The sequence below is a fragment of the Paraburkholderia sp. J11-2 genome (assembly GCF_905220185.1).
GTDB lineage: Bacteria > Pseudomonadota > Gammaproteobacteria > Burkholderiales > Burkholderiaceae > Paraburkholderia.
In genome coordinates, this window is sequence record NZ_CAJMYY010000051.1 from 13,601 (window position 1) to 33,565 (window position 19,965).

Consider the following 19,965-nt stretch of genomic DNA (forward strand, 5'->3'; position numbering starts at 1 on the left):
GCGATAGATTAGGAGCTCATATGGATTTCCAGAATCATATCGACCGCGAAGCGTATCGCCGCTTCGCAGCCGAAAACGGGACGAGTGTGCGAACGGCGTTTTTCATTGGCGCCGTGACCGGGCTCTGGGCTGTCCTCATAGTGCTAATGGCGCTAAGGATATGGGGGATATGAATTCTAGACGCGCGATCCGCTTGTCGTTCGAAGCGACGTGCTGTAGAGTTGCACGCCCCGCAAGGGACGCAACGAAACGACCGTCTCATGTAACCTGTTGCCGGCTGCACCGAGCGGCCCCGAGCGCAGACCTGTTCCGACGGTTGTACCGAAATGCCACCCGTATATGACGTCGAGCGCACCGGCCTGCTGCTGCTCGGCCCGGCCAACGACTTTCTCTCCGGTGGAGGCAAGCTCTCTGTCAAGTTGTGCGACTTCTCGGCGGCTGTGCGGCTGCTCGAGAACGTGCGCACTACGGTTGAGGTCGTGCGCGAGCGCGAGATCCACGTGCTCTATGTGTCTCATCGCCGCTGGCAGCCTCGTGACTAAAGGACACTCCAATCCGACCCAGCGTCTCGTGCAGAAACGCCAGACGTTTGCACGGGGGACGTGAAGCATCAAGGCAGCGCCGGTGACGGGCGGATTGCAGCAGGTGGCGAGCCATAGCGTCCATGGGAGGGCCAGTCAGTTCTCTTCGAGATCGACGGTGCACGCATGCGCGAAACGCCGCTGTTCTCGAAGGAGCTGCTTGGGCCCGTGGCGCCGCTCGTGCGCGTGAAGGAAAAGGCGCAACTGGTTGCCATTGCCCGGTAGTGCCGGGGGCGGTTCTCGGCGACGTTGCCGATCAAACCGGTCGATCATGCCCTTGCGGTTCGCCTGCCGCCAATTCTCGAGCGGTGTACTGGGCGCATCGTCGTGAATGCATTCGCGCACCAGCAGGAGGTATCTCATGCGTCGATTCATGGCGGTCCGCTTCCTGCCACGTCGGGCAGCTGTTTCACCTCGGTTGGGATGAGTTCGATCGAGCGCTCCATACGACCGGTGTGCTATCAGTGCTTCTCTGATGAACTGCTGCCCGCGGCGCTGAAACGCTGGAATATGCTTGGTCTCTGGCATGTCACGGACGGTGATCTGTTCAGGGACCGATCAACGTAATCCGCGTCGGTCAAATGACGGACGCGAGTAGGAATAAGTATGCAAAGACCATGCGCTCACGTTCCCCCACCAGATTCATTACCTGTTCGATAAAGAGCGACACCGCACGGCGGAAACCGGCGCTAGACGAGTAGCGCCAGTCGGACCCGTTAGCGTCTCCCTAATGGCCAGGTAGAGAACTTGGCGGCCCAAGGGAGGCCGAGGGTGCCTGCGATTGTGTACTGTCGACTATGGCTGCGCTATGCGGGCTCCCGGTACAAAGCGCAAAGCTTGTTGCCATCTGGGTCGCGGAGATACGCAAGATACAAACGACCAGACGACGCGCCACGCATGCCGGGAGGAGCTTCGACCGATGTGCCGCAATTGGTGATTCCAGCGGCATGCCAACGATCGACTTGTTCGATCGATTCGCACGCAAAGCCGATTGTGCCACCGTTGGCATGGCTTGCTGGCAGCCGATTGAGCGGCTCGGTGATGATGAAAATTCCTGTGTCGGTGCGATACACATAGCGCCGACGGTGTTCGTTGTCGTCGTTGACGCCTTCGTCGTAGCCGAGTGCCCCCAACACGGCGTCGTAGAACTGCTTCGCTTTTTCGAGGTCGTTTGTGCCGACCGCCACGTGACTGAACATTGCTTGCATTCTCCTGGTTCAAAGATGATTGGATATGGGCATGCTGAATACGAACCCTCGCGCACAGCCGCCTTATCATAATACTTGATCGCGCACTATATAATCGTGTACGATATATGTATGAAGAAAAAGGAGAGGGGTCAGTCGGGTTCAGCCAGTCTTAGCTGGCTGGGGCGGTTCAAATTCATTCGCAGCTTCGAGATAGCCTTCTGTACCTCTGCGAACGCGCCAGGCTCGAGACCGGTCGCCTTAACGAGGTCCTTGCTCAGTGCTCTTTCACGAAGTTGTCGGCCACTTCGTGTGAGGCTGACTAGGACGCGACGTTCGTCCTTGGGATCGCGCTGTCTTTCCAGATAGCCCATAAGTTGAAGTCTTTTCAGTATTGGCGTTAGAGTGTTGGTTTCGAGAAACAGCTTCTCTCCCAGGTCGCCGACGGTCTGAGGAGATGCTTCCCAAAGCGCAACGATTGTGATGTATTGAGGGTAGGTGAGGCCCAGCTCGTCAAGGATCGGACGATAGACTTTGCCGAAAGCGAGATTCGCCGAATAAATTGTAAAACAGAGGGATTCGGAAAGCCTTGCGGGCGTCACGAGCGGTTGGTCTTTAGATCTCATCTGCATCATCTTCGAAAACTGTGGAGTCCGACGAGTTGCTGGTTCGGACATCCAGACCGTTCAACATCTCGAATACATGCCGCGTATATATGAGCGGACCCATGGACGGTCCGTTGGCCCGTGACAGGGTGTGCACTATTTAACCCTGGGCAGGGAGAAAACTATTTGGAACATTTACATCGTTAGGCCACAGGTCGTCAACCGATGGATTTTATATTGCGACCGTACAATAACCACTCGCGGACACGACGCGGCGGCTGCGAGCGACGAGGGGGCGACGCGCCGACCAACCTGTTTTCCATGGTCTACCTTGCTGATTGAGTCGTTGATTCAGGTTAAAGAGAGAGAGGAAGTTGTTTAATCGTAAGCATATAGATCGTATGCGATATATGGTGTGTGTCAACGCGTGTTTTGTCAATAGCCTCGAAGCAACTAGCGCATGAACTACTTATCGGCTTAGGCAAACGATACCTATGACCATCTGCCTGGTGTCTCCTGCTTTGGGAGCTACGGGGGTCGTCAGATTTCAGAGAGAGACTTTTCCAATGGAGAAGCCCATGGTCCAAGACCACGGGCTCTCGCAATGCGAGGCTGCACTGGATGGCAGGTGGACAAAGCAGCCACCGCCTGGTCCGCTCTGCGCAGCCTCACATACGGAAGTAATCAGGTAGTTCCGAGATTCGCGTTGCGCAATGACCTGAAGCCGGCGCGCACCTCACTTGCAAAAATATTCGGCTCTTCCCACGCCGCGAAATGACCGCCTTTATCGAGTTTGTTGAAGTAGACGAGGTTGGGATAGGCGCGCTCCGCCCAAGTCCTCGGCGCCTGATAGAGCTCGTCGGGAAATGCACTTACGGCAACTGGAATCTTGACCCCTTTGGGGCCAAAGAAGGTGAACTTGTTCTCCCAGTAGAGTCTTGCGGAGGAAATCGCCGTGCCAGTCAGCCAGTAAAGTGTGATGTTGTCGAGGATGTCGTGTCGGGAAATGTTGCCGTAGGATTGGCCAGCAAAGAGATGTGCAATGCGGGCGTAGCTCCATGCATCGTGATCGAGCAGATAGCCGGCCAAGCCCACAGGAGAGTCGACGATTCCGTAAAGAGTTTGCGGACGCAGACCCATCTGATAGGCATAGCCAACGCCCTTCGAATAGACGAAGACGAGCCGCTCGTATGCTGCTTTTTCATCGATCGATAGCCCTGCCGGTAGGGGGGTGCCTGCGAGCGCCGCCTTATCGATGTCCGCAGGAACCACGCCTGGCATATTGCTGTGAATGCCTAGCAATTCCGGGTGACCCTGACTGGCCATCACGTCCGTGATGATCGCGCCCCAGTCGCCACCCGATGCTACAAACTGCGTGTATCCTAGGCGCCTCATCAGTTCGACCCATGCACGGGCAATGTGAGCGGGATCCCAGCCAGTTGTGGTCGGTCGGCCCGAAAAGCCATAGCCTGGCATCGATGGAATTACCAGATCAAATGCGTCTGAAGCGTCACCACCATGCGCCGTGGGATTGGTCAGCGGGTCGATGATCTTCAACTCCTCGATCACTGACCCCGGCCATCCGTGGGTGACGATTAGAGGCAACGCGTTCTTGTGTTTCGAGCGGACGTGGATGAAATGGATATCTACGCCATCAATTTCCGTCACGAACTGCGGCAAACTGTTAAGTTTGGCCTCCACCTTCCGCCAGTCATATTCTGTCGCCCAATAACGTGCGACAGCCTGAATTGTGGCGAGTTGTACGCCTTGAGAGGCGTCCTGGACGGTTTCATGTTCGGGCCACTTCGTTGCCCTGATGCGGCGACGCAAGTCGACAAGTTCCGCGTCCGCGACACTCACGCGAAATGGGCGAATTGCCGACTTATCTGCGTCCGAGCCTTGTGCGCCGTGAGTTTTCGCCTTACCTTCTTCAGAAAATCCGAACATGCCGAGTGACCCAGCGGTAATGGTTGTCAACGCGGCAGCGTTGAAGCGACGTCGAGTGATTCCGTTTTCCATATGTAATGCTTAGAAATATGATTGGTGTCGAGAAGCTTGTGCAACTCTGATCCAGCTTGAGCAACGCTACTAGAAGGCGGGTCCGACATTGAGAGACTGATACCTCAACCGGGTTCGTCTAATAATTGGTGCGACGTCGGCCTCGTGCATCGGCTCACGTGGTAGCTTCCATTCCTGCCGAACGAAGTGGCAGCTGTATCCGTCGGGATTGCGTTCCAGATAGCCCTGATGTTCTGGCTCAGCCTCCCAGAATTCGCGCGCTGGCACAATCTGGGTGATAACCGTTCCGGGCCATAGGCCGGACGCGTCGATTTCAACCACCGTGTCAGCTGCTGCCGCCTTTTGCTCTTCGCTAAGATAGAAGATTGCGGAGCGGTAGCTGGGCCCGATATCATTGCCTTGCTGGTTAGCGGTCGTCGGATCGTGTATCTGAAAAAAGAACGCCAGAATCTGACGGTAAGTAATCTGTCGCTTGTCGAATACGACCTCCACGGCTTCCGCATGCGTGCCGTGATCGAGGTAAGTAGCATTAGGCGTGGAGCCGCCGGTGTAGCCCACGCGCGTTGAGATTACGCCCGGAAAGCGCCGCAATAGCGCTTCCATGCCCCAGAAGCACCCACCAGCCAGAATGGCAGTATCAGTTTCCGTCATCATTTCAATCCTTTTCGTTGTCGATGACCGCATTTACAGCAGCCAGTCCTTGCCCTGTGTGGCACGTGATCCGCCCCAAGTCGCAATTACCGTGGCGTCCTGATGACGAGCCTGTTGTTCACAGAGGTCACGCCTTCGACCCTCTGCGTGGCATACCCGGCAAGTGCGACTTGATCATCGCTGACGCAATTGCCGGTAAGCGTGATCGACCCATCGACGGCTTTGACATAGATATTGGCGGGGCTCAGTCCTTTGGTACGCGCAAGCACATAACGCACCTTCTTTACGAGTGCGTGGTTTGCGGCCTTTTGCGCCTTGAGGGACGCCGGCCCGGCAGCCGTCGTCGGATCGACTGCCGACGCGGCCTCTTGTGCCTGGGCGCCCATAGCTAGCGTGAGCACGAATACAACAACTGTTGATTTGATGACACTGGTCAACTCGAGTTTGCTTTTTGTTGTGCGGGTGAGTGCGATGTTCATGACTAGATCTCCTCAGAAAATTACCCGACTATTCCGGGTTGGCTTATACGTCGCATGCGAGGTAATCGCATGCGTTAAAGGATGGAGGAAAGATTGGCTGATGTCAATAGCATGCAATCTAATCGCATGCGATAGTCGTGATTCTGGTGAATGAACTACGGGTGTCGATCGATATAGTCTTTGCCGCTTTTCGTGGTAATCGGTAGCCGGCATCGCGGCTGAAACACCGCGTGTATCCGTGCGAGAGACGGGCGGATGCTTAGGTGTTGCTCAGAATGTGGGCCGCATATAGTTCCGGCATGCTGACTTGGTTGCGCCCTATATCAGCCTCAAAGGCAAGTTGCTCGTGCGTGCGGTAGTTGCTTGTAAGTTTCTTGATTCAGACTGAGAACATCCTTCCGCTGCAGTCGGCGGTGTTTGGTACGGACGTGTGCGTGAGAGCGGAGCGGTGAACACTGGGGAACATGCTCGTCCTGTGCGTGAACAGGACCGGGGCGAGCAAGGTCCCTAAATCTGGATGGATCTGACGTCGGGCGCAGGTTCGTGGACTATATCCTTGACGGGCCCGCTACAGCTCGTGGGACTGCAGTGGTGAGTACGCGGACCTCGCGGCCGATTGAGAAGTGGTCGCTCGAGCCACTCAGCGAGATCCTCGTTGCTGCGCTCAATTGTTTCGTGCAGACCGGATTGTGCGGACGACATTGCGTAACTTGTTGGGTACTGGGGCGTTTGAAATTTACCCACGTCAACGTTCATTCAACCGGCAGCCGCAGCAGCACAAATGTATCCATCCAGGCGTCTTCCAATTGTCGAAACTCGCCGTCAAGCAAGGGGATACACACCCACTACGACAACCTGAAGATTGCACGCAACGGACCTCATGCAGTCATCGAGGCTGCCTATAGGGCACTCAGCCAGCAATACCATCCGGACAAAAACAGTCCTCCTGAGGCGGCACGCATCACAAAGATTCTCAATGAGTGCGTGGGCCCCGCGCTGTCGCCTCTTACCACCTACCTGCAGGCAGCGTCCCGGAGACGGAAGTGCCCTGACGACAAGCGTCGCCCTTCGTAGGGCGCGGTGCATGGATAGCGCCCGGCGGCAGTCCGCGTCGCAATTCTTCGTCTGCGAGCGCTCGGTGACCACCCTCAACTCTGCCTTACCACCAGATGCGAGGGGCGCGGCAGGTCGTACCGATCGTCCCGCCATTGGCATGGGTAGCCGGCAGACCATCAAGCGGCTGGGTGACAATCAAAAAACCCCGTTTCCGCACGATAGTCATAGCGCCTGCGCCGCTCGTTTTCATCGCTGATACCTTCGCCGTAGCCGAGAGCCCCGAGCACAGCATCGTAGAAACGCTTTGCTTTTCCCAGGTCGTTGGGGTCGACCAATACATGACTGAACATTGTCTACTTCGCTGGAAAATGATGCTTATCCCACCCCATCTGTGACCTTCGCGCGTGAGGGACGACGACGCGCGAGAGGCCAGTGCCGGAGGGATACGCGATCTAGTGACGCGCGAACAGGTCTTCGCGCGACGTCGCGGCAGCATGGCTGCCTGCCCGTGAGAATCCAGCGGCTATACCGCCATACATTTCTCGCGTGTACGTAGCGTCGTCGCGCTCGGCGGCGAGAGTTTGCACGCCCTGACCGCGTTGCGAATCGGTGGCGCCAACCGATGGTCGGGAGAAGGGGATAGGTCCATAGCAACTGGCGAATGCGGGGGCGCCTATGGGGGCCGAAAAAACGACGATCAGTGCAGCGATAGGTCTGGTCTTCACGATGGATATTCCGTAAGAGATGCTCGGTGAGACGCGCCGTTTTGCCGGATCACGCCGTCATGACGTTCACGACGATGTCGATGTTGCCGTGCACAGCCTTCGAGTAAGGGCAGATCTGATGCGCAGAGTGCACGATGGCTTCGGCGAGGTCCTGTGCGACACCGGGCATGCGAACGTTGAACCGGGCCTGTATGAAATACTCGCTGCGGGTTTTTCCTAGATCGACCTCGACGTCAACGGAAAGGTCCGGGGGAAGCTCCACTTTCTTCGACATCGCCGCGAGGCCTAGCGCGCCCGTGTAGCAGGCCGACCAGGCGCCAGCGAACAACTGCTCCGCGGTTGGATGCATCTGAATCGCTGTGAAAGCAATGTCGTTGGCAGCGTTGCCGGGGGTTGAGAGTCGAATGTCGATACGTTCATCGCCGCGGGGAGCGCCTTCGCGGTAGCTGGTAGTCGTATAAGTTTTGCCCGTGAGTAGCACGGTCTGGATCTTGGTGATCATTGCGAAATCCTCATCGGTTAGCCCAGTTTTCTGTGCGTGGGCACTCGCCGTGCCACGTGCCATTGCCAGCGCGCTGGGGCGTAGATCGCGCCGGAATCGGGTCGAGCGCCATCAATCCGTATGCACCCTGACCCATCTCACAGATGGGCCTCAGCAAACGGCAATTGGCGAGCTCAGGGATTGGTGTGGTTCAGGCCGGTATCATCGCGTTGTAGACCGCGTCTTCATAGGCTTGGGATAGCAGGTCTTCAATTCCAAAGAAATCGCTCATGTTTTCTCCTCTCTGAATCCAGTGAAGTGCTCCACAGCGATCGCAAGCGGAGAATGGCGCGCGGCACAGGTGAAACAGGGGCGCTTCGTCGAACTCGTGTGAGACCCGGGGTGCCGTCGAGAGACTAACTGCGCTAATGGTTGGCGTCTGTTGCATGGCGAACTCCTTGGCAACCAGTGGTTGCGTTCGGGGTGAATGCAAATCTTCACTACCCTGGAGTGAGCATGCGGCGCGCGGCGGTTGGTTTGTATTGCGCCGTGGTTGATCGGGGCGACCTCTTGGTATCGAATCGCGCAATTGCCGTGCGTGAAACGCGGCCGGTCTGCACCCAACGGGCCGGGAGGATACGCACATGGTTGGGCCATCTGAACCTTGGTTCAGGAGTGGGTTGGCGATGTGAATCTGGGAACTGCACCGCGACGACCGATCGGCGCCTACCCTTGATCTTTCGCCGCCGGCATCGGCCGTCCGCTATCATGCGGCGCTCACGCAGTGCGCAGAATCGCGAACCTTGGTTGGATGGTCGTCTCTTCGCCAGCTAATCACAGGCGATTACTTGTGTGTTATTGACGCCGCCAGATCTCTCTGGAAATTACTCGCAGGCGGTAATTTCGATTGCGAAATAAATTGATCGTCGCAATGCAGACTAACAATTGTCTTGAGGTGATTCAACATGAAGACCAGATTCAGCTCTCGTCAGCATCTGGAACTCTTCTTCCCGATCCACGTCCAACGACGTCGAACCTTCGGGGCAATGACCTTGGGCGGTGCTACTGTTCGGCAATCTTCTAATTCGGCTGTGAGCAGAAGCAATAGGCCGACAACACGGTGGCCGATGCTGACGCGTCGGGCCTCTCACGGCACAACGTCGTGACCGAGATCGTTACGGCTCAAACGGTCTGGGAAGCCGGGCTGGAACACCAGGGCTAACCGGAGAACAATCTCGACCGATACACGTGCCACATCATTCGGTCAGACTGGAAAGTGCTTGAGGGCAGATAAGGATGCGGTCAATGCCAACGATTGAAGGTCGCCGAGGTCATTCGGATTGCAACAACCTCAGCGCCTCTATTGCATGGCCCCGATGTTCGCTGGCGTTCGATCGCCGGAGGCCATCGTCCTGCACTAAGTGCGTCCGCCGGCGCTTGACTGGCACGATTCGCGAAATCTTACTCTCACGTAAAGCGCATACGGTGATCGACGGATTGGCTGCATGACCGAGCCTACAATCACCTTGAACCGAGCTATTTTTCACAAGCCGCGGCTGCGTTCAATCCGACGTTTTTAGTACCGGATAATCCGTGTAGCCGGTTTCCCCTTCGGCGTAGTACGTCGTTGGATCGGGCTGATTCAATGGTGCGTCGAGTTCGAAGCGACGTGGTAAGTCCGGGTTGGCAATAAACAGCTGGCCCCATGCAACGGCATCCGCTTCGCCTGTGTCGAGTACCTGTTGCGCCGTTTCCCGGGTGAATTTCTCGTTCGCGATGTAGGGACCGCCGAACGCGGCTTTCAGTTGCGGCCCCAGACGCTTGTCGCCGAGCGATTCGCGAGCGGCAATAAATGCGATCTTGCGCTTGCCAAGTTCTCGCGCGACATAGCCGAAAGTGGCCACTGGGTCGGAATCGCCCATCGTACCCAGGTCGCCGCGCGGCGCGAGGTGCATGCCGACGCGATTAGCGCCCCACACCTCGATACATGCATCGGTCACTTCGAGCAGCAGGCGGGCGCGGTATTCGATTGAGCCGCCGTACGCGTCAGTGCGATGGTTTGTGCTGTCCTGCAGGAACTGATCGAGTAGATAGCCGTTCGCACCGTGCACTTCGACGCCGTCGAAACCGGCGGCCTTGGCGTTTTCGGCACCCGTGCGATAGGCATCGACGATGCCCGGGATTTCGGACAAATTCAGAGCGCGCGGCGTCACATATGGCCGCTGCGGGCGCAAGAAGCTCACGTGCCCCTGTGGTGCGATCGCGCTTGGTGCAACCGGCTGCTCTCCGTTTAGAAAGATCGGGTCCGACACACGGCCGACATGCCAAAGTTGCAGGAAGATCTTGCCGCCAGCGACGTGCACCGATTCGGTGACAAGCTTCCAGCCCGCGACCTGTTCGGGGGACCAGATGCCCGGCGTCGCGGCGTAGCCGACGCCTTGCGGCGTCACGGAGGTGGCTTCTGTAAGGATCAGCCCGGCAGAGGCGCGTTCGGTGTAGTACTTCGCCATAAGCGCGTTGGGCACGCGTTTGTCACCTGCGCGCTTACGGGTCACCGGGGCCATGATGATGCGGTTCGGCAACGTGAGGTCGCCAATCTGGAGGGGGTCAAAAAGAGTTGGCATAAGTGTTTTTTCCCTGACGGACACGTGGCCCGCAACAATGAAATGAATCCAGAGTGAAGAATGAGCGGACTGAAGTCCGGTCCTCACGCCAGCGGCCATCCATGAAAGACGTTGTTACGCGTCGCTGACTCCGGACGCGAAGATCGCAGGCGTCGTTGACATCACGGCCTAACCTGACGAGCACCCCGTCGCCGTTAGAGCGGCGTCGCGTCGTTCAGATAGATGCCCGCCGACAGCCCGGCCTTCACCTGCCGCGTGAACTCATCGGTGGACACTTCCTTTGCGCCGGCCTCGATCGCGTCGTACGCCTGGCGTACGACGTCGGCCGGTGTCGCCTTCGGCACTTCCAGCCCACGCGTCAGATCGGTATCGATAAAGCCGGCATGCAGCGCGACGACCTGCGTGTGTTGATCGCGCAGTGATTGGCGCAGGCCGTTGGTCAGTGCCCACGCTGCCGACTTCGACACGCCGTAGGCCGAGAGGATCGGCCGGTTCACCCAGCTTGCGACGGACAGGACGTTCAGGATCGCGCCGCCGCCGTTGCCGGCGAGGCTCCCTGCGAACGCCCGCGACATCGCCAGCATCCCGATCACGTTGGTTTCGAGGTGACTGCGCAACGCGTCGAGCGCGCCGTCATCCGCCAGGTTGCCCAACTGCGCAATGCCCGCGTTATTGATCAACAGCGTGACGTCGCGCGCCGCGTCGGCTGCCGCGGCCACGGCCGCCGGATCTGTCACGTCGAGCTTCACGGGCACGACTCCCGGCAGCGTCACGCTGGCCCGATCACGCGCACCCGCATAAACCTTCCGCGCCCCTCTTTCGATCGCCTGTTTCGCGAACTCCAGGCCTAGCCCACGGTTCGCGCCCGTCACGAAAACGACAGCACCTTCGATCTTCATAGTCTTTCCTTTCAAAAGATGAATCGCATGTGCGCCGGCTCGCTGCGCGTGAGATCCGTTGGAAACAAGGCTGCAGTTGCGTAGCGAACCGCTGCACCACCGAACGGCAGGTAACATCTGCCGCACAGCGGGTGCCAAAGAGACCGTCACTGAAGCAGGGTGTCGGTTGCATGGCGAACTCCTTGGACGCCCGTGGTTGCGCGCGTGTGTGACCGCGAATTCTTGCAACCCGGGAGTAAGCATCCGGCGCGTGCCAGTTGATTTGTAGTGCACCGTGGTCGATCGATTCAAGCCTCTGGTACCGATGCGTACGATTGCTGCATGCGAAACGCGCGCGGGCCGCAGCCAATGGATCAAGAGCCTGAGAAAATGGTTGATCTGTCTAAACCTTGGTTTAGAAGAGCCAGTCACGAAAATCAGATCCAGCCGCGCTGAGCACCGCACTTGGCTGTCTACGGCGGCTTAAGTACTCGTCAATGGTTGGTATAACTCGTCAATCAATCATGCTAGGCTGCGCGAACTGCTTCGCTATTGAATTTTCAGTGGATGCTTCAGCTTCACCAGCGGTCGTACGGAAATGAAGATCCGATATCACATTGGTCGATCACGAAATGCTCAGGGTTTTATCTTGAAACGCTAACCGTAGTATTGAAGTGGTCGAACGTACCCGCGTATTGGCGCGTTCACGACGAATCTAAGAAAGCAGAGGAAGCTCCTAGTGAGCGGCCTGCGAATTGCCGTGCGACATGAGTAGTGTGCTTCGTGCACGCGGACTGGCATTCGCAAAGTTCCATCAGGAACTGCTCGAAATAAGTTGACGTGCTTCCTCCCTCTCCGAGGCCGGCCAGACTAATGACAGCCGATTTAAACAGGACATGCGACCGGCCCGAAGCATGTTCCCCGTGCAGCTCGCCGACAGTGCCGAATTCAGCGCGTCACTATGGGCGAAAAAACGAATGCCGGTTTAAGTCTCCGATGACGCACGCATGGCTGAATGGCGGCTTCGGGGCTGTAGAGTGGCCGCGGAGGACGAGAGCAGGCAGACCGTAATACGATAGGACTGCTTAGTGTGTCACGAACGCAGACGGGGGCCTGCAGTGCTGTACTGAAGATGGGAGTAGGCCTCCCGAAGTCGGTTTTCAGGATCACGCACCGGTTTGCGTTCGACGACATGCCCAAGGCGTATGAGACGTTTTCGCAGGCGGCCAGCACGCAGGCGCTGAAGGTGATTGTCGAGATATGAGACGGTGGATTTTGATTTTATGTTTGCGAACATCGTAAAAATGTCGATAATTAGTATTATGTTAAATGTTGCACGATAGGCAAAGGCCAATCGAGATGACAGACCTTAGTTTTCGGATATATCCATTGACGCGCTTACCGGTGACCATAGCATCCAGCACTGGAGTCCGGCGTCTTTCCCGGAGTCAACCTTGTCCAAGAAGTATCTCCTGGACGTGGCGGTCACAACCAGCTTGCTCGCGCCACTCGCTCACGCGCAGCATTTCGTTACGCTGTACGGCCTGATCGACGCCGGTCTCATGTACACGAACAACGTGAAAAAAGGTACGAGCGCAGGTTCGCTCGTTCAGGCCACGAGCGGCAACACTAATGGCAGCCAGTTCGGTGTGCGCGGCAGCGAAGATCTCGACAGCGGCTTGAGTGCGGTGTTCGTGCTGGAAAGCGGTTTCAACATCCAGAACGGCAAGATGGGGCAGAACAATCGCTTCTTCGCGCGTCAGTCTTATGTGGGCGTCGATTTCGTTGCGCCTCTGTCGGAAGTGGCATCGACTTTCGGAAAGACCGGCTTTTCCCACCCGTTCGATAACGACAACCTCGACTACTCGGTCCGCATCAACAACGCCGTGAAGTTCAATAGTCCGGACATCGACGGCTTCAAGTTCGGTGGCGTCTATGCCTTCTCGAACAGCACCGACTTCAGTGCGAACCGCGCATACAGCGCGGGCGCGAGTTACGGCAACGGTCCGTTAAAACTGGCGGCCAGCTATCTCAAGATCAACGGCTCAAATAACACGAACACGAGCGGTGCGATCGAAACGGCGGAGTCCACGGCCAATGGCACGGCCGGATTCCTGCTCGGCGCCGACGTGCAGCGCGTGTCCGCCGCCGGTATCGACTACACACTGGGGCCGGCCGTGCTCGGCTTCGCGTATTCCCATAGCCAGTATCAGCACGAGGTCGTTCAGCTCGGCGTACGGCACGGTCCGCTTCGACAACTTCGAACTGAACGGTCGCTATGCGCTAATCTACGCTGAAGCTCGGCGTCACCTACACCTACACGGATGGCCATGTGACCAACGCCACGACCTATGGCGCCGACCCGAAGTGGAATCAGGTCAACGCACAGGTGATCTACTCGCTTTCGAAGCGAGCCGATATCTATGCCGAAGCCATGTACCAACATGTGTGCGGCAAGCAGTACGTCGCGTTCATTAACACGTCGGGCGGCGCGTCCTCTACCGCAAAGCAGATGGTCGCGACGGCCGGATTGCGCACCCGCTTCTGATGGCCTTGGCAACACGCCGGCATTGGATATCCGTTCCTACACAATCAGAAGTTATACTGAACATATTTTTGACCCGTGTGGAAACCTGGGCTGGGGCGCTCCAGACCCGTGTTCGACAAATGCTCAAAGCGGAAACCGGCATGATAGCTCCGGTGCGCTCCGAATTGCGCGCCCACACCCACCATGTCGCCAAACTGAAACGAAGACGAGAAGATACGGTCCGGCGTTTCACTCACGTGAGAAAGCAGTCTACCCCCCCAAGCCTGCTTCGACGAATGGCCGAATATAGCCGGAACTCTTGATAAAGCGAAACACCGGCGCTAGCTCGAACATCCCAGATGTTTGGATGCGAGTCCGGTTTCTCCTGGACATCCAAATAGGCGGCATGCGCCCCACTACGGTGAAATGATAGCCGCCAATTCCTCACCAACTCGGTCCCGGGATTCAAACAATGCCGAAATCGGCTTTGCGAACGTCGTGAGCCGCCCCGCCGCCGGCAAATTGAACACCCCATTGCTCCGCGTATGCAGACGTCGTGCTCGCGCACCACGGCGAACAGCACCACAAGCCAGGTCTTTCTTCTTTAAATTTTTGACAGCGTCAAGCATTCAAAGCCTACCCGAGTGACGCAATGGCCGCGTGCAGCAACGCGCTCGGCCTGCCCGAATACGCTCGGCCCGCTCTCGTTGCGCACGTCACCGGAGGCGGCGCGACGTTCCCACCGCCGCACTTCGGTGACATCGCGCAACTCGACGTCGAAGACGCGTTGTGCCATGCGGCGGCTGGACACCAGTACTCGCCGTTCGACGAAGCGGCCATTCGCATTGTCGACGGTCATCGCGGCTATCGGGGCGCGCCGGGCGTCGCAAAGCGTCTGAATCGCGCGCGGCGAGCGAATCGAGGAGGTTGATGGCAGCACGTCGCGCGGCATCCGCGCGCTCTAAGAGGCCGTCACCTGGGTAATCGGCTTCGGCGCGCGCAATCACGGGCATGCGCCACGTGTGCTCACGGGCAACGTGTCGCCGGACGGGCCGCGCCAACGATCTCGCGTAGCGCGCGAAGCGATCGACGCCCTGCTGATCGGTGAGCACCTTCGAAAAAAACTGAATGATGGCTGAATTCAGCCGCCATTCAACGCGCAGTCATTTTCCGGGCTTGATGACCACGGTGCGGGCGAGCCAGGCGACAAGCTGAGTGTTCTCGGCCACCTTGTCGATATGGATGCGCACCGGCACGCGTTGCGCTAGCCGCACCCAATTGTAGGTCGGATTCACATCGGCGGGCAGATCGCAGCTTTGCGGACTATCGTGATCGTAAATGTCGCTGGAGATGGTCTCGACGTGACGGTCGAACGTGGCGCCGCTCATGAGCCGCATTTCGGCCTTCTCGCCAAGCTTCACGCCGGGCAACTTGGTTTCCTCGAAATAGCCACAAACCCAGAAAGGAATTGCTATCGATCACTCCAGCCTCGGCTGCCCAATGACAGCGTAGTTGCCCTTTCAGACTTGCAGGTTCGGTACATAACCGTCAACCGGAGAAGCTACGCGCGTATGCTCAAGGTTGAGCTTCGCCACATCGAGTTGGGCGACCGCCTGATCGTATTGCGCTTGCGCGGCATTGGCGGCGGCCGAGGCATTCTCGCGGTTCTCCGTCGATACGACGTGGCTGTCCATCGACTTCAGGAACTGAAACAGCGGACCGGTGCCCGCGTAGCCGCCCATCGAAACGAGTGGGTTGACGTTCGGACAGAAGTCGGCCGTGGTCCACGTCGATATCGCGCGCGCCGCCACGCTTCAGCGCGCCGCGACCACGTCGGGCCGATGCCCGTTCAGCTCGGCTGGCACCGCACCGCCGAAGGCAAGCCCGCGAGCGCGGCGACGCGGTTCCTACCAGGCGCAATTTCTTCCGCAACCAAGTCAACCTGCGGCTCGTACTCCGGGAACGGGGTTTCAGCCTCGCCCATTTCGCGCTGCGTGCCAAGCCTTCCGGCAAAGCGTCCCCCATGTAAGCTCGGGCAGCATTTCCTGCTGGGCAAGCATCTGCTTTGCGATGTCGAGCAACGCATAGTTCATCGAAAGTTCGAACTCGCATGGATACTGCCCGACTACACGTCGCGCGCACTGGTCATCTACGCAATCTATCCTTCGCGCGGGGATACCGACGCGAAAGTCCGGCCTTGGGCGGTGATATTGCGGGAGCAACTACCTTCAACACGCATGAAGGATGTGTCCGAATTGCACAAGTTCTCCCGCGACTGAGATTGCACAGTGCGACGCCCTGGTCGATGGCCGACGAGATCTGGCAAACACCGACGTCAGCCCTCTTCCAGCACCCTCGCCAGGATCACTTCTTCGCAATTCATCGGTCGCAGGCCCCGCATGCAGGGTCGATACACGATATCGCCCCGCCTGACCCGCATCCCGCTCAAGATGCACCAGGTCGAGCGCCGCGCGTTACCGCGCTTCCACAGTTGCTCGCCATAGTGTCCGACGGTGGCGTCGCGCCAGCGCACCATGATGGAACACGCGGAAATTCGATCGACGATAGTGCAGTTGGCCAGATCGGTCGCCCCTCCTCCGGAACGCGCTGGAGGCGCTTTTTTCGCGGAATCTCGCCCATTATCGGGGCCACTCACCATGTACTTGTCTGCCCCGTCATCCGGCGAACACATCCGGCCGAGCAGCGCAACGGTGCTTTCCCACACATGCTCATTAGAGTTGTTCAATTTTCACCTCCGAGCCGCTCGACAAAACGACTCAGGCCAATGGGCGGTCTATACCATGCGCTTCCAGCACCGGCTTGCATGGAGCCATTTGCAGATGCAAGCTCTCAGCTGCCGAAATAGATATTGCAGAACGACACCGGACCGACACAGTCGTCCTTCTTGCCCTCTCGCCGATCGTGGTCAACGCGGCCGAAATTGTCCGCCGCCGGAGCCGTGTCGTTCTGCGCGGCGGTTTCGTTGGCCGCGGACGGCTGGGCATGGTTTCCCTGTGCATACGCAGCGGTAGCGAAAAGCGATATGGCGACCAAGAGGCATGGCATAACCTTCACGACTAAACTCCTTACGCGCAGCGTAACGTGCTGCGGTGCCCCGAACTATAGTTTACCGCCCCGCCCTGATTAAGTACCCGCAATGCAAGAGTCCCTTCCACACGCCCTGCGGGCAAACTCTGCCAAAAGCGCCGCCCCTCAAGGGAAATATAAGATTGCAAAAGGAAACACCTCCTGAACCGGGTCGTGCATTGCCTATCGGTTCTCTTAATAAGCATTGAGTCCGACATCGATATATCAATTGACTACCAATCTCACGGTAAAACAATTTATTCAACATCCCCTTTGCCTTTGCCTGTCTGAATCGATCGACGCGGCTGACGTTCACCATGGATATTGGAGTAGTCTGCTCCAGAAGCAGTAATTGATCTTTCCTTCAGCCCACAGGCCCCGACCGGCGGCGGCTCGCGACTTTCTCGATTGCGTCAGCGTATGTTCGCGCATCCATGGCCAATTCTGCATCCATGATTCGGCATTCCTTGCCACGACATAGTTCACGCGAACCGAATAGTGGTGAAATTTAATAAACGAAAACTTTATTCTCGCACATGCCGGTGCGAAATCAACGGCAGAATGCGCCTACTGGGTTCGCTCGCGTTGCGCATCATAAATTCACAACCATCAAGCAAAGGTCTATTGCCACACTGCGGCTATATGTAGCAGCTGTGAGCCCATACCATTACGTTCGTCTGGACGAGAAGGAAATCAGCCACGTGTTCGAGGTTTCTTTTTCAATTAACTGTCGACAAACAGAAATCCAGTTTTTTCGTTCTTCATTCCTGGTCGCAACGAGCAGGTTCGACGGGATCGATCGGCAGGAGACCTACGGTCAGACGGCAAACAACTTCCGCATAAACTACAGCGGGTGAGCACCTTGGCACAAATGAAACGACAAGCACTACCGGGACAGGAAAATTCTGGCCGCTCGCTAGCAGGATCCGGCAATGAACTCGATAGGGTCGACGTCCTCTTCATAGGAGGGGGGATCATGAGCGCGACGCTCGGCGTCCTGCTCCACGAACTCGAACCGCAGTGGTCGATGATAATGGCCGAGCGACTCGACTGCGTCGCAGCGGAGAGTTCGAACGGCTGGAACAATGCGGGCACCGGGCACACCGCTCTCGCCGAGCTCAACTACACGCCGCAGACCTCGAGCGGCGCAATAGACATCACAAAGGCCGTGCGCATCAGCGAGGATTTTCAGGTCTCGCGGCAGTTCTGGGCCTGGGGTGTCAGCCGCGGAATACTGAAGCAGCCGCGGTCGTTCATCAACACGACGCCGCACATGAGTTTCGTCTGGGGCGACGAGAACATTCGTTTCCTGAAGAATCGCTACGCTGCCTTGCAGCCCAATGCACTTTTTCACGGCATGAAATACTCGGAATCGCATGACGAGATCGCTCAGTGGGTTCCGCTAATGATGGAAGGCCGCGATCCCCGCCAGAAGGTTGCCGCGACGTGGTCGCCCGAGGGCACCGACGTGAACTTCGGCGAAGTCACACGTCAATACGTTCGCTACCTGAGCAGTCGGTCCAATTTCAATCTGCTGCTGAATAGCAATGTTCAGAAGATCGCGCGCAATAACGACGGCACGTGGCGCGTGACGCTGGAAGATACCCAATCGCGCGTGCAGACCGTCCAGGTCGATGCCCGGTTCGTTTTTGTGGGCGCTGGCGGCGGTTCCCTGCCGCTGTTGCAGAAATCCGGCATTCCCGAGGCGAAAGAGTACGGCGGCTTCCCAGTTGGCGGTTCGTTCCTCGTCGCGGACAACAGCGACATTGCGAACCGCCATTTCGCCAAGGCATACGGCAAAGCTTCAGTCGGCTCCCCGCCCATGTCGGTGCCGCACCTGGACACGCGTATTCTCGACGGAAAGAAAGCCATTCTGTTCGGACCGTTCGCCACGTTCTCGACGAAATTCCTGAAGAACGGCTCGTACAGCGACCTGCTCGCCAGCACGGGAATGAACAACCTCGTTCCAATGGTGCGTGTGGGACTTTCCGAGTTCTCGCTCATCAAGTATCTGGCCGGTCAAGTGACGCTCTCGGACGCCAACCGCCTCGAGGCATTGCAGGAATATCTTCCGCTTGCCCGCCAGGAGGACTGGCGGCTCTGGCAAGCCGGCCAGCGCGTGCAGATTATCAAGCGCGACAAGACGAAGGGCGGCGTGCTCAAGCTTGGCACCGAAATTGTCTGCTCGAAGGACGGAAGCATCGCGGGCCTGGTGGGCGCCTCCCCCGGCGCTTCGACTGCGGCTCCCATCATGCTGAGCCTGCTGGAAAGGGCCTTTCCGAGCAGGTTTCGAGCACCCGCTTGGCAGGCGAAGATCCACAAGATCATTCCGGGCTACGGCACGCAGCTCTCGTCGAACCACCCAGACAAGGCGCGCGAGTCATTGAAAGCGACGAGCGAAATTCTGCAATTGAGCGTGCCACCGGACCGTGTCGCGACGGAGCGCGATATGCCCGAAGCCCATGCTGACTATTCGAATGCGCGCGGCAGACGCGTCGAACTGGCGCACTGAACGCCGCGGCGGCGCCCGGTGCGTGTGGACTTTTAGCGGCATCGTGGGCTGGCGCAGCGAACGCCTCAATTGAAGAACCTCGACCTCTTCAGAGCCTGAACAGATTTGCATATGACCACCGCGAATCCTTCTGCATACGTCATCCTAGGTATCACCAGCAAGGGCAAGGCATTCCGGCCCAGCGACTGGTCCGAGCGCCTGGCCGGCGCCTTGTCGAGCTTCGGGCCGCGAGCGCGCGGCGTCAGAAAGGAAAACCTGCACCTGGGTTATTCGCTCTATATTTGCCCGATGATTATCGGCAACCTCAAGTGTGTCGTACTCGACGCCCGGCTGCGTGAGGTCGCGCCCTACGCCTTCGACTTCGTGCTGAAGTTCGCCCGGGACAATGATCACGTGGTGCAAAGCAAGGGGTAGTCAACTGCCGCTGCGCTGCCGCGTCGATCCGTCAAGGCAGCGCGATGTTCCGGTCCTTTCGGCTTCTGAGAGCGACCGCATTAATCAGATTGCTCCGCAGTCCTGATATTTTCAACTTTGAAGTCGATTTTACGCTGCA

20 protein-coding genes and 2 pseudogenes are annotated in these 19,965 nt (G+C 57.9%); 7 read left to right on the top strand and 15 right to left on the bottom strand.

Features of this window, described 5'->3' with window-relative positions; genetic code table 11:
* Window positions 1-326: 326 nt before the first annotated feature.
* Window positions 327-542, top strand: a complete 216-nt coding sequence (locus tag U5A57_RS39695) for a hypothetical protein (protein ID WP_321917620.1) — start codon at window positions 327-329, stop codon at window positions 540-542.
* A 135-nt stretch (window positions 543-677) separates the two neighbouring features.
* Here U5A57_RS39695 and U5A57_RS39700 read toward each other — a convergent pair whose 3' ends face one another.
* From U5A57_RS39700 to U5A57_RS39725, 6 genes are all read right to left on the bottom strand, one after another.
* Window positions 678-956, bottom strand: a complete 279-nt coding sequence (locus U5A57_RS39700) for a hypothetical protein (RefSeq protein ID WP_321917622.1) — start codon at window positions 954-956, stop codon at window positions 678-680.
* A 431-nt stretch (window positions 957-1,387) separates the two neighbouring features.
* Window positions 1,388-1,780, bottom strand: a complete 393-nt coding sequence (locus U5A57_RS39705; protein ID WP_321917624.1) for a VOC family protein — start codon at window positions 1,778-1,780, stop codon at window positions 1,388-1,390.
* 140 nt (window positions 1,781-1,920) lie between these two features.
* Complete coding sequence (locus U5A57_RS39710) at window positions 1,921-2,394, bottom strand: MarR family transcriptional regulator (protein ID WP_321917626.1); 474 nt, start codon at window positions 2,392-2,394, stop codon at window positions 1,921-1,923.
* Between the two features lie 663 nt (window positions 2,395-3,057).
* Window positions 3,058-4,392, bottom strand: coding sequence for an epoxide hydrolase (locus U5A57_RS39715; protein WP_321917628.1), 1,335 nt, complete (start codon window positions 4,390-4,392; stop codon window positions 3,058-3,060).
* Between the two features lie 69 nt (window positions 4,393-4,461).
* On the bottom strand, window positions 4,462-5,046 hold the full coding sequence (gene msrA, locus U5A57_RS39720; RefSeq protein WP_321917630.1) for a peptide-methionine (S)-S-oxide reductase MsrA: 585 nt from the start codon (window positions 5,044-5,046) through the stop codon (window positions 4,462-4,464).
* Between the two features lie 83 nt (window positions 5,047-5,129).
* Window positions 5,130-5,522, bottom strand: a complete 393-nt coding sequence (locus tag U5A57_RS39725) for a BON domain-containing protein (protein WP_321917632.1) — start codon at window positions 5,520-5,522, stop codon at window positions 5,130-5,132.
* Between the two features lie 675 nt (window positions 5,523-6,197).
* Here U5A57_RS39725 and U5A57_RS39730 point away from each other — a divergent pair.
* Window positions 6,198-6,596, top strand: coding sequence for a J domain-containing protein (locus tag U5A57_RS39730; protein WP_321917649.1), 399 nt, complete (start codon window positions 6,198-6,200; stop codon window positions 6,594-6,596).
* 158 nt (window positions 6,597-6,754) lie between these two features.
* On the opposite strand, the gene U5A57_RS39735 is transcribed toward U5A57_RS39730, so the two are convergent.
* The 5 genes from U5A57_RS39735 to U5A57_RS39760 form a co-directional block, all read right to left on the bottom strand.
* A complete protein-coding gene (locus U5A57_RS39735; protein WP_321917633.1) occupies window positions 6,755-6,928 on the bottom strand; it encodes a hypothetical protein in 174 nt (57 codons plus the stop codon).
* Window positions 6,929-7,352: 424 nt separating this feature from the next.
* On the bottom strand, window positions 7,353-7,802 hold the full coding sequence (locus tag U5A57_RS39745) for an Ohr family peroxiredoxin (protein ID WP_321917650.1): 450 nt from the start codon (window positions 7,800-7,802) through the stop codon (window positions 7,353-7,355).
* A gap of 193 nt (window positions 7,803-7,995) precedes the next feature.
* Entirely contained in the window at window positions 7,996-8,232 is a 237-nt protein-coding gene (locus U5A57_RS39750; protein ID WP_321917635.1) for a hypothetical protein, read from the bottom strand.
* Window positions 8,233-9,346: 1,114 nt separating this feature from the next.
* Complete coding sequence (locus U5A57_RS39755) at window positions 9,347-10,408, bottom strand: alkene reductase (RefSeq protein ID WP_321917637.1); 1,062 nt, start codon at window positions 10,406-10,408, stop codon at window positions 9,347-9,349.
* A 194-nt stretch (window positions 10,409-10,602) separates the two neighbouring features.
* Window positions 10,603-11,307, bottom strand: coding sequence for an SDR family oxidoreductase (locus U5A57_RS39760; protein ID WP_321917639.1), 705 nt, complete (start codon window positions 11,305-11,307; stop codon window positions 10,603-10,605).
* A 1,111-nt stretch (window positions 11,308-12,418) separates the two neighbouring features.
* On the opposite strand from U5A57_RS39760, the gene U5A57_RS39765 reads away from it, so the two are divergent.
* Both U5A57_RS39765 and U5A57_RS39770 read left to right on the top strand, forming a co-directional pair.
* Window positions 12,419-12,550 (top strand): hypothetical protein, encoded by a 132-nt coding sequence (locus U5A57_RS39765; protein WP_321917652.1) that lies wholly within the window; start codon window positions 12,419-12,421, stop codon window positions 12,548-12,550.
* Between the two features lie 190 nt (window positions 12,551-12,740).
* Window positions 12,741-13,834, top strand: a pseudogene (locus U5A57_RS39770) (porin).
* A 44-nt stretch (window positions 13,835-13,878) separates the two neighbouring features.
* On the opposite strand, the gene U5A57_RS39775 reads toward U5A57_RS39770, so the two are convergent.
* From U5A57_RS39775 to U5A57_RS39785, 3 genes and pseudogenes are all read right to left on the bottom strand, one after another.
* Window positions 13,879-14,070, bottom strand: coding sequence for an acyloxyacyl hydrolase (locus tag U5A57_RS39775; protein ID WP_321917641.1), 192 nt, complete (start codon window positions 14,068-14,070; stop codon window positions 13,879-13,881).
* 347 nt (window positions 14,071-14,417) lie between these two features.
* Entirely contained in the window at window positions 14,418-14,765 is a 348-nt protein-coding gene (locus U5A57_RS39780) for a hypothetical protein (protein ID WP_321917643.1), read from the bottom strand.
* Window positions 14,766-14,976: 211 nt separating this feature from the next.
* Window positions 14,977-15,507: pseudogene (locus U5A57_RS39785) on the bottom strand (efflux RND transporter periplasmic adaptor subunit); the annotation flags it as partial.
* Window positions 15,508-15,654: 147 nt separating this feature from the next.
* Between U5A57_RS39785 and U5A57_RS39790 the strand changes: the two are divergent.
* Window positions 15,655-16,092 (top strand): hypothetical protein, encoded by a 438-nt coding sequence (locus tag U5A57_RS39790; RefSeq protein WP_321917644.1) that lies wholly within the window; start codon window positions 15,655-15,657, stop codon window positions 16,090-16,092.
* Between the two features lie 56 nt (window positions 16,093-16,148).
* Here the strand turns inward: U5A57_RS39790 and U5A57_RS39795 are convergent, their stop codons facing one another.
* Window positions 16,149-16,559 (bottom strand): DUF3331 domain-containing protein, encoded by a 411-nt coding sequence (locus U5A57_RS39795; RefSeq protein ID WP_321917645.1) that lies wholly within the window; start codon window positions 16,557-16,559, stop codon window positions 16,149-16,151.
* Window positions 16,560-17,762: 1,203 nt separating this feature from the next.
* Here U5A57_RS39795 and mqo point away from each other — a divergent pair.
* Together mqo and U5A57_RS39805 are read left to right on the top strand one after the other, a co-directional pair.
* Window positions 17,763-19,412, top strand: a complete 1,650-nt coding sequence (mqo, locus tag U5A57_RS39800; RefSeq protein ID WP_415774357.1) for a malate dehydrogenase (quinone) — start codon at window positions 17,763-17,765, stop codon at window positions 19,410-19,412.
* Between the two features lie 111 nt (window positions 19,413-19,523).
* On the top strand, window positions 19,524-19,826 hold the full coding sequence (locus tag U5A57_RS39805; protein ID WP_321917648.1) for a DUF3579 domain-containing protein: 303 nt from the start codon (window positions 19,524-19,526) through the stop codon (window positions 19,824-19,826).
* Window positions 19,827-19,965: the final 139 nt, after the last annotated feature.

What these genes read in the sequence shown, in the direction of transcription:
- U5A57_RS39735 (WP_321917633.1), bottom strand. Translation starts at nt 6,928, where the DNA reads ATGTTCAGTCATGTATTGGTCGACCCCAACGACCTGGGAAAAGCAAAG.
- U5A57_RS39695 (WP_321917620.1), top strand. Translation starts at nt 327, where the DNA reads ATGCCACCCGTATATGACGTCGAGCGCACCGGCCTGCTGCTGCTCGGC.
- U5A57_RS39805 (WP_321917648.1), top strand. Translation starts at nt 19,524, where the DNA reads ATGACCACCGCGAATCCTTCTGCATACGTCATCCTAGGTATCACCAGC.
- U5A57_RS39765 (WP_321917652.1), top strand. Translation starts at nt 12,419, where the DNA reads ATGGGAGTAGGCCTCCCGAAGTCGGTTTTCAGGATCACGCACCGGTTT.
- msrA (WP_321917630.1), bottom strand. Translation starts at nt 5,046, where the DNA reads ATGATGACGGAAACTGATACTGCCATTCTGGCTGGTGGGTGCTTCTGG.
- U5A57_RS39725 (WP_321917632.1), bottom strand. Translation starts at nt 5,522, where the DNA reads ATGAACATCGCACTCACCCGCACAACAAAAAGCAAACTCGAGTTGACC.
- U5A57_RS39780 (WP_321917643.1), bottom strand. Translation starts at nt 14,765, where the DNA reads ATGCCGCGCGACGTGCTGCCATCAACCTCCTCGATTCGCTCGCCGCGC.
- U5A57_RS39710 (WP_321917626.1), bottom strand. Translation starts at nt 2,394, where the DNA reads ATGAGATCTAAAGACCAACCGCTCGTGACGCCCGCAAGGCTTTCCGAA.
- U5A57_RS39760 (WP_321917639.1), bottom strand. Translation starts at nt 11,307, where the DNA reads ATGAAGATCGAAGGTGCTGTCGTTTTCGTGACGGGCGCGAACCGTGGG.
- U5A57_RS39715 (WP_321917628.1), bottom strand. Translation starts at nt 4,392, where the DNA reads ATGGAAAACGGAATCACTCGACGTCGCTTCAACGCTGCCGCGTTGACA.
- U5A57_RS39700 (WP_321917622.1), bottom strand. Translation starts at nt 956, where the DNA reads ATGAATCGACGCATGAGATACCTCCTGCTGGTGCGCGAATGCATTCAC.
- U5A57_RS39755 (WP_321917637.1), bottom strand. Translation starts at nt 10,408, where the DNA reads ATGCCAACTCTTTTTGACCCCCTCCAGATTGGCGACCTCACGTTGCCG.
- U5A57_RS39750 (WP_321917635.1), bottom strand. Translation starts at nt 8,232, where the DNA reads ATGCAACAGACGCCAACCATTAGCGCAGTTAGTCTCTCGACGGCACCC.
- U5A57_RS39705 (WP_321917624.1), bottom strand. Translation starts at nt 1,780, where the DNA reads ATGTTCAGTCACGTGGCGGTCGGCACAAACGACCTCGAAAAAGCGAAG.
- U5A57_RS39790 (WP_321917644.1), top strand. Translation starts at nt 15,655, where the DNA reads ATGCCCGTTCAGCTCGGCTGGCACCGCACCGCCGAAGGCAAGCCCGCG.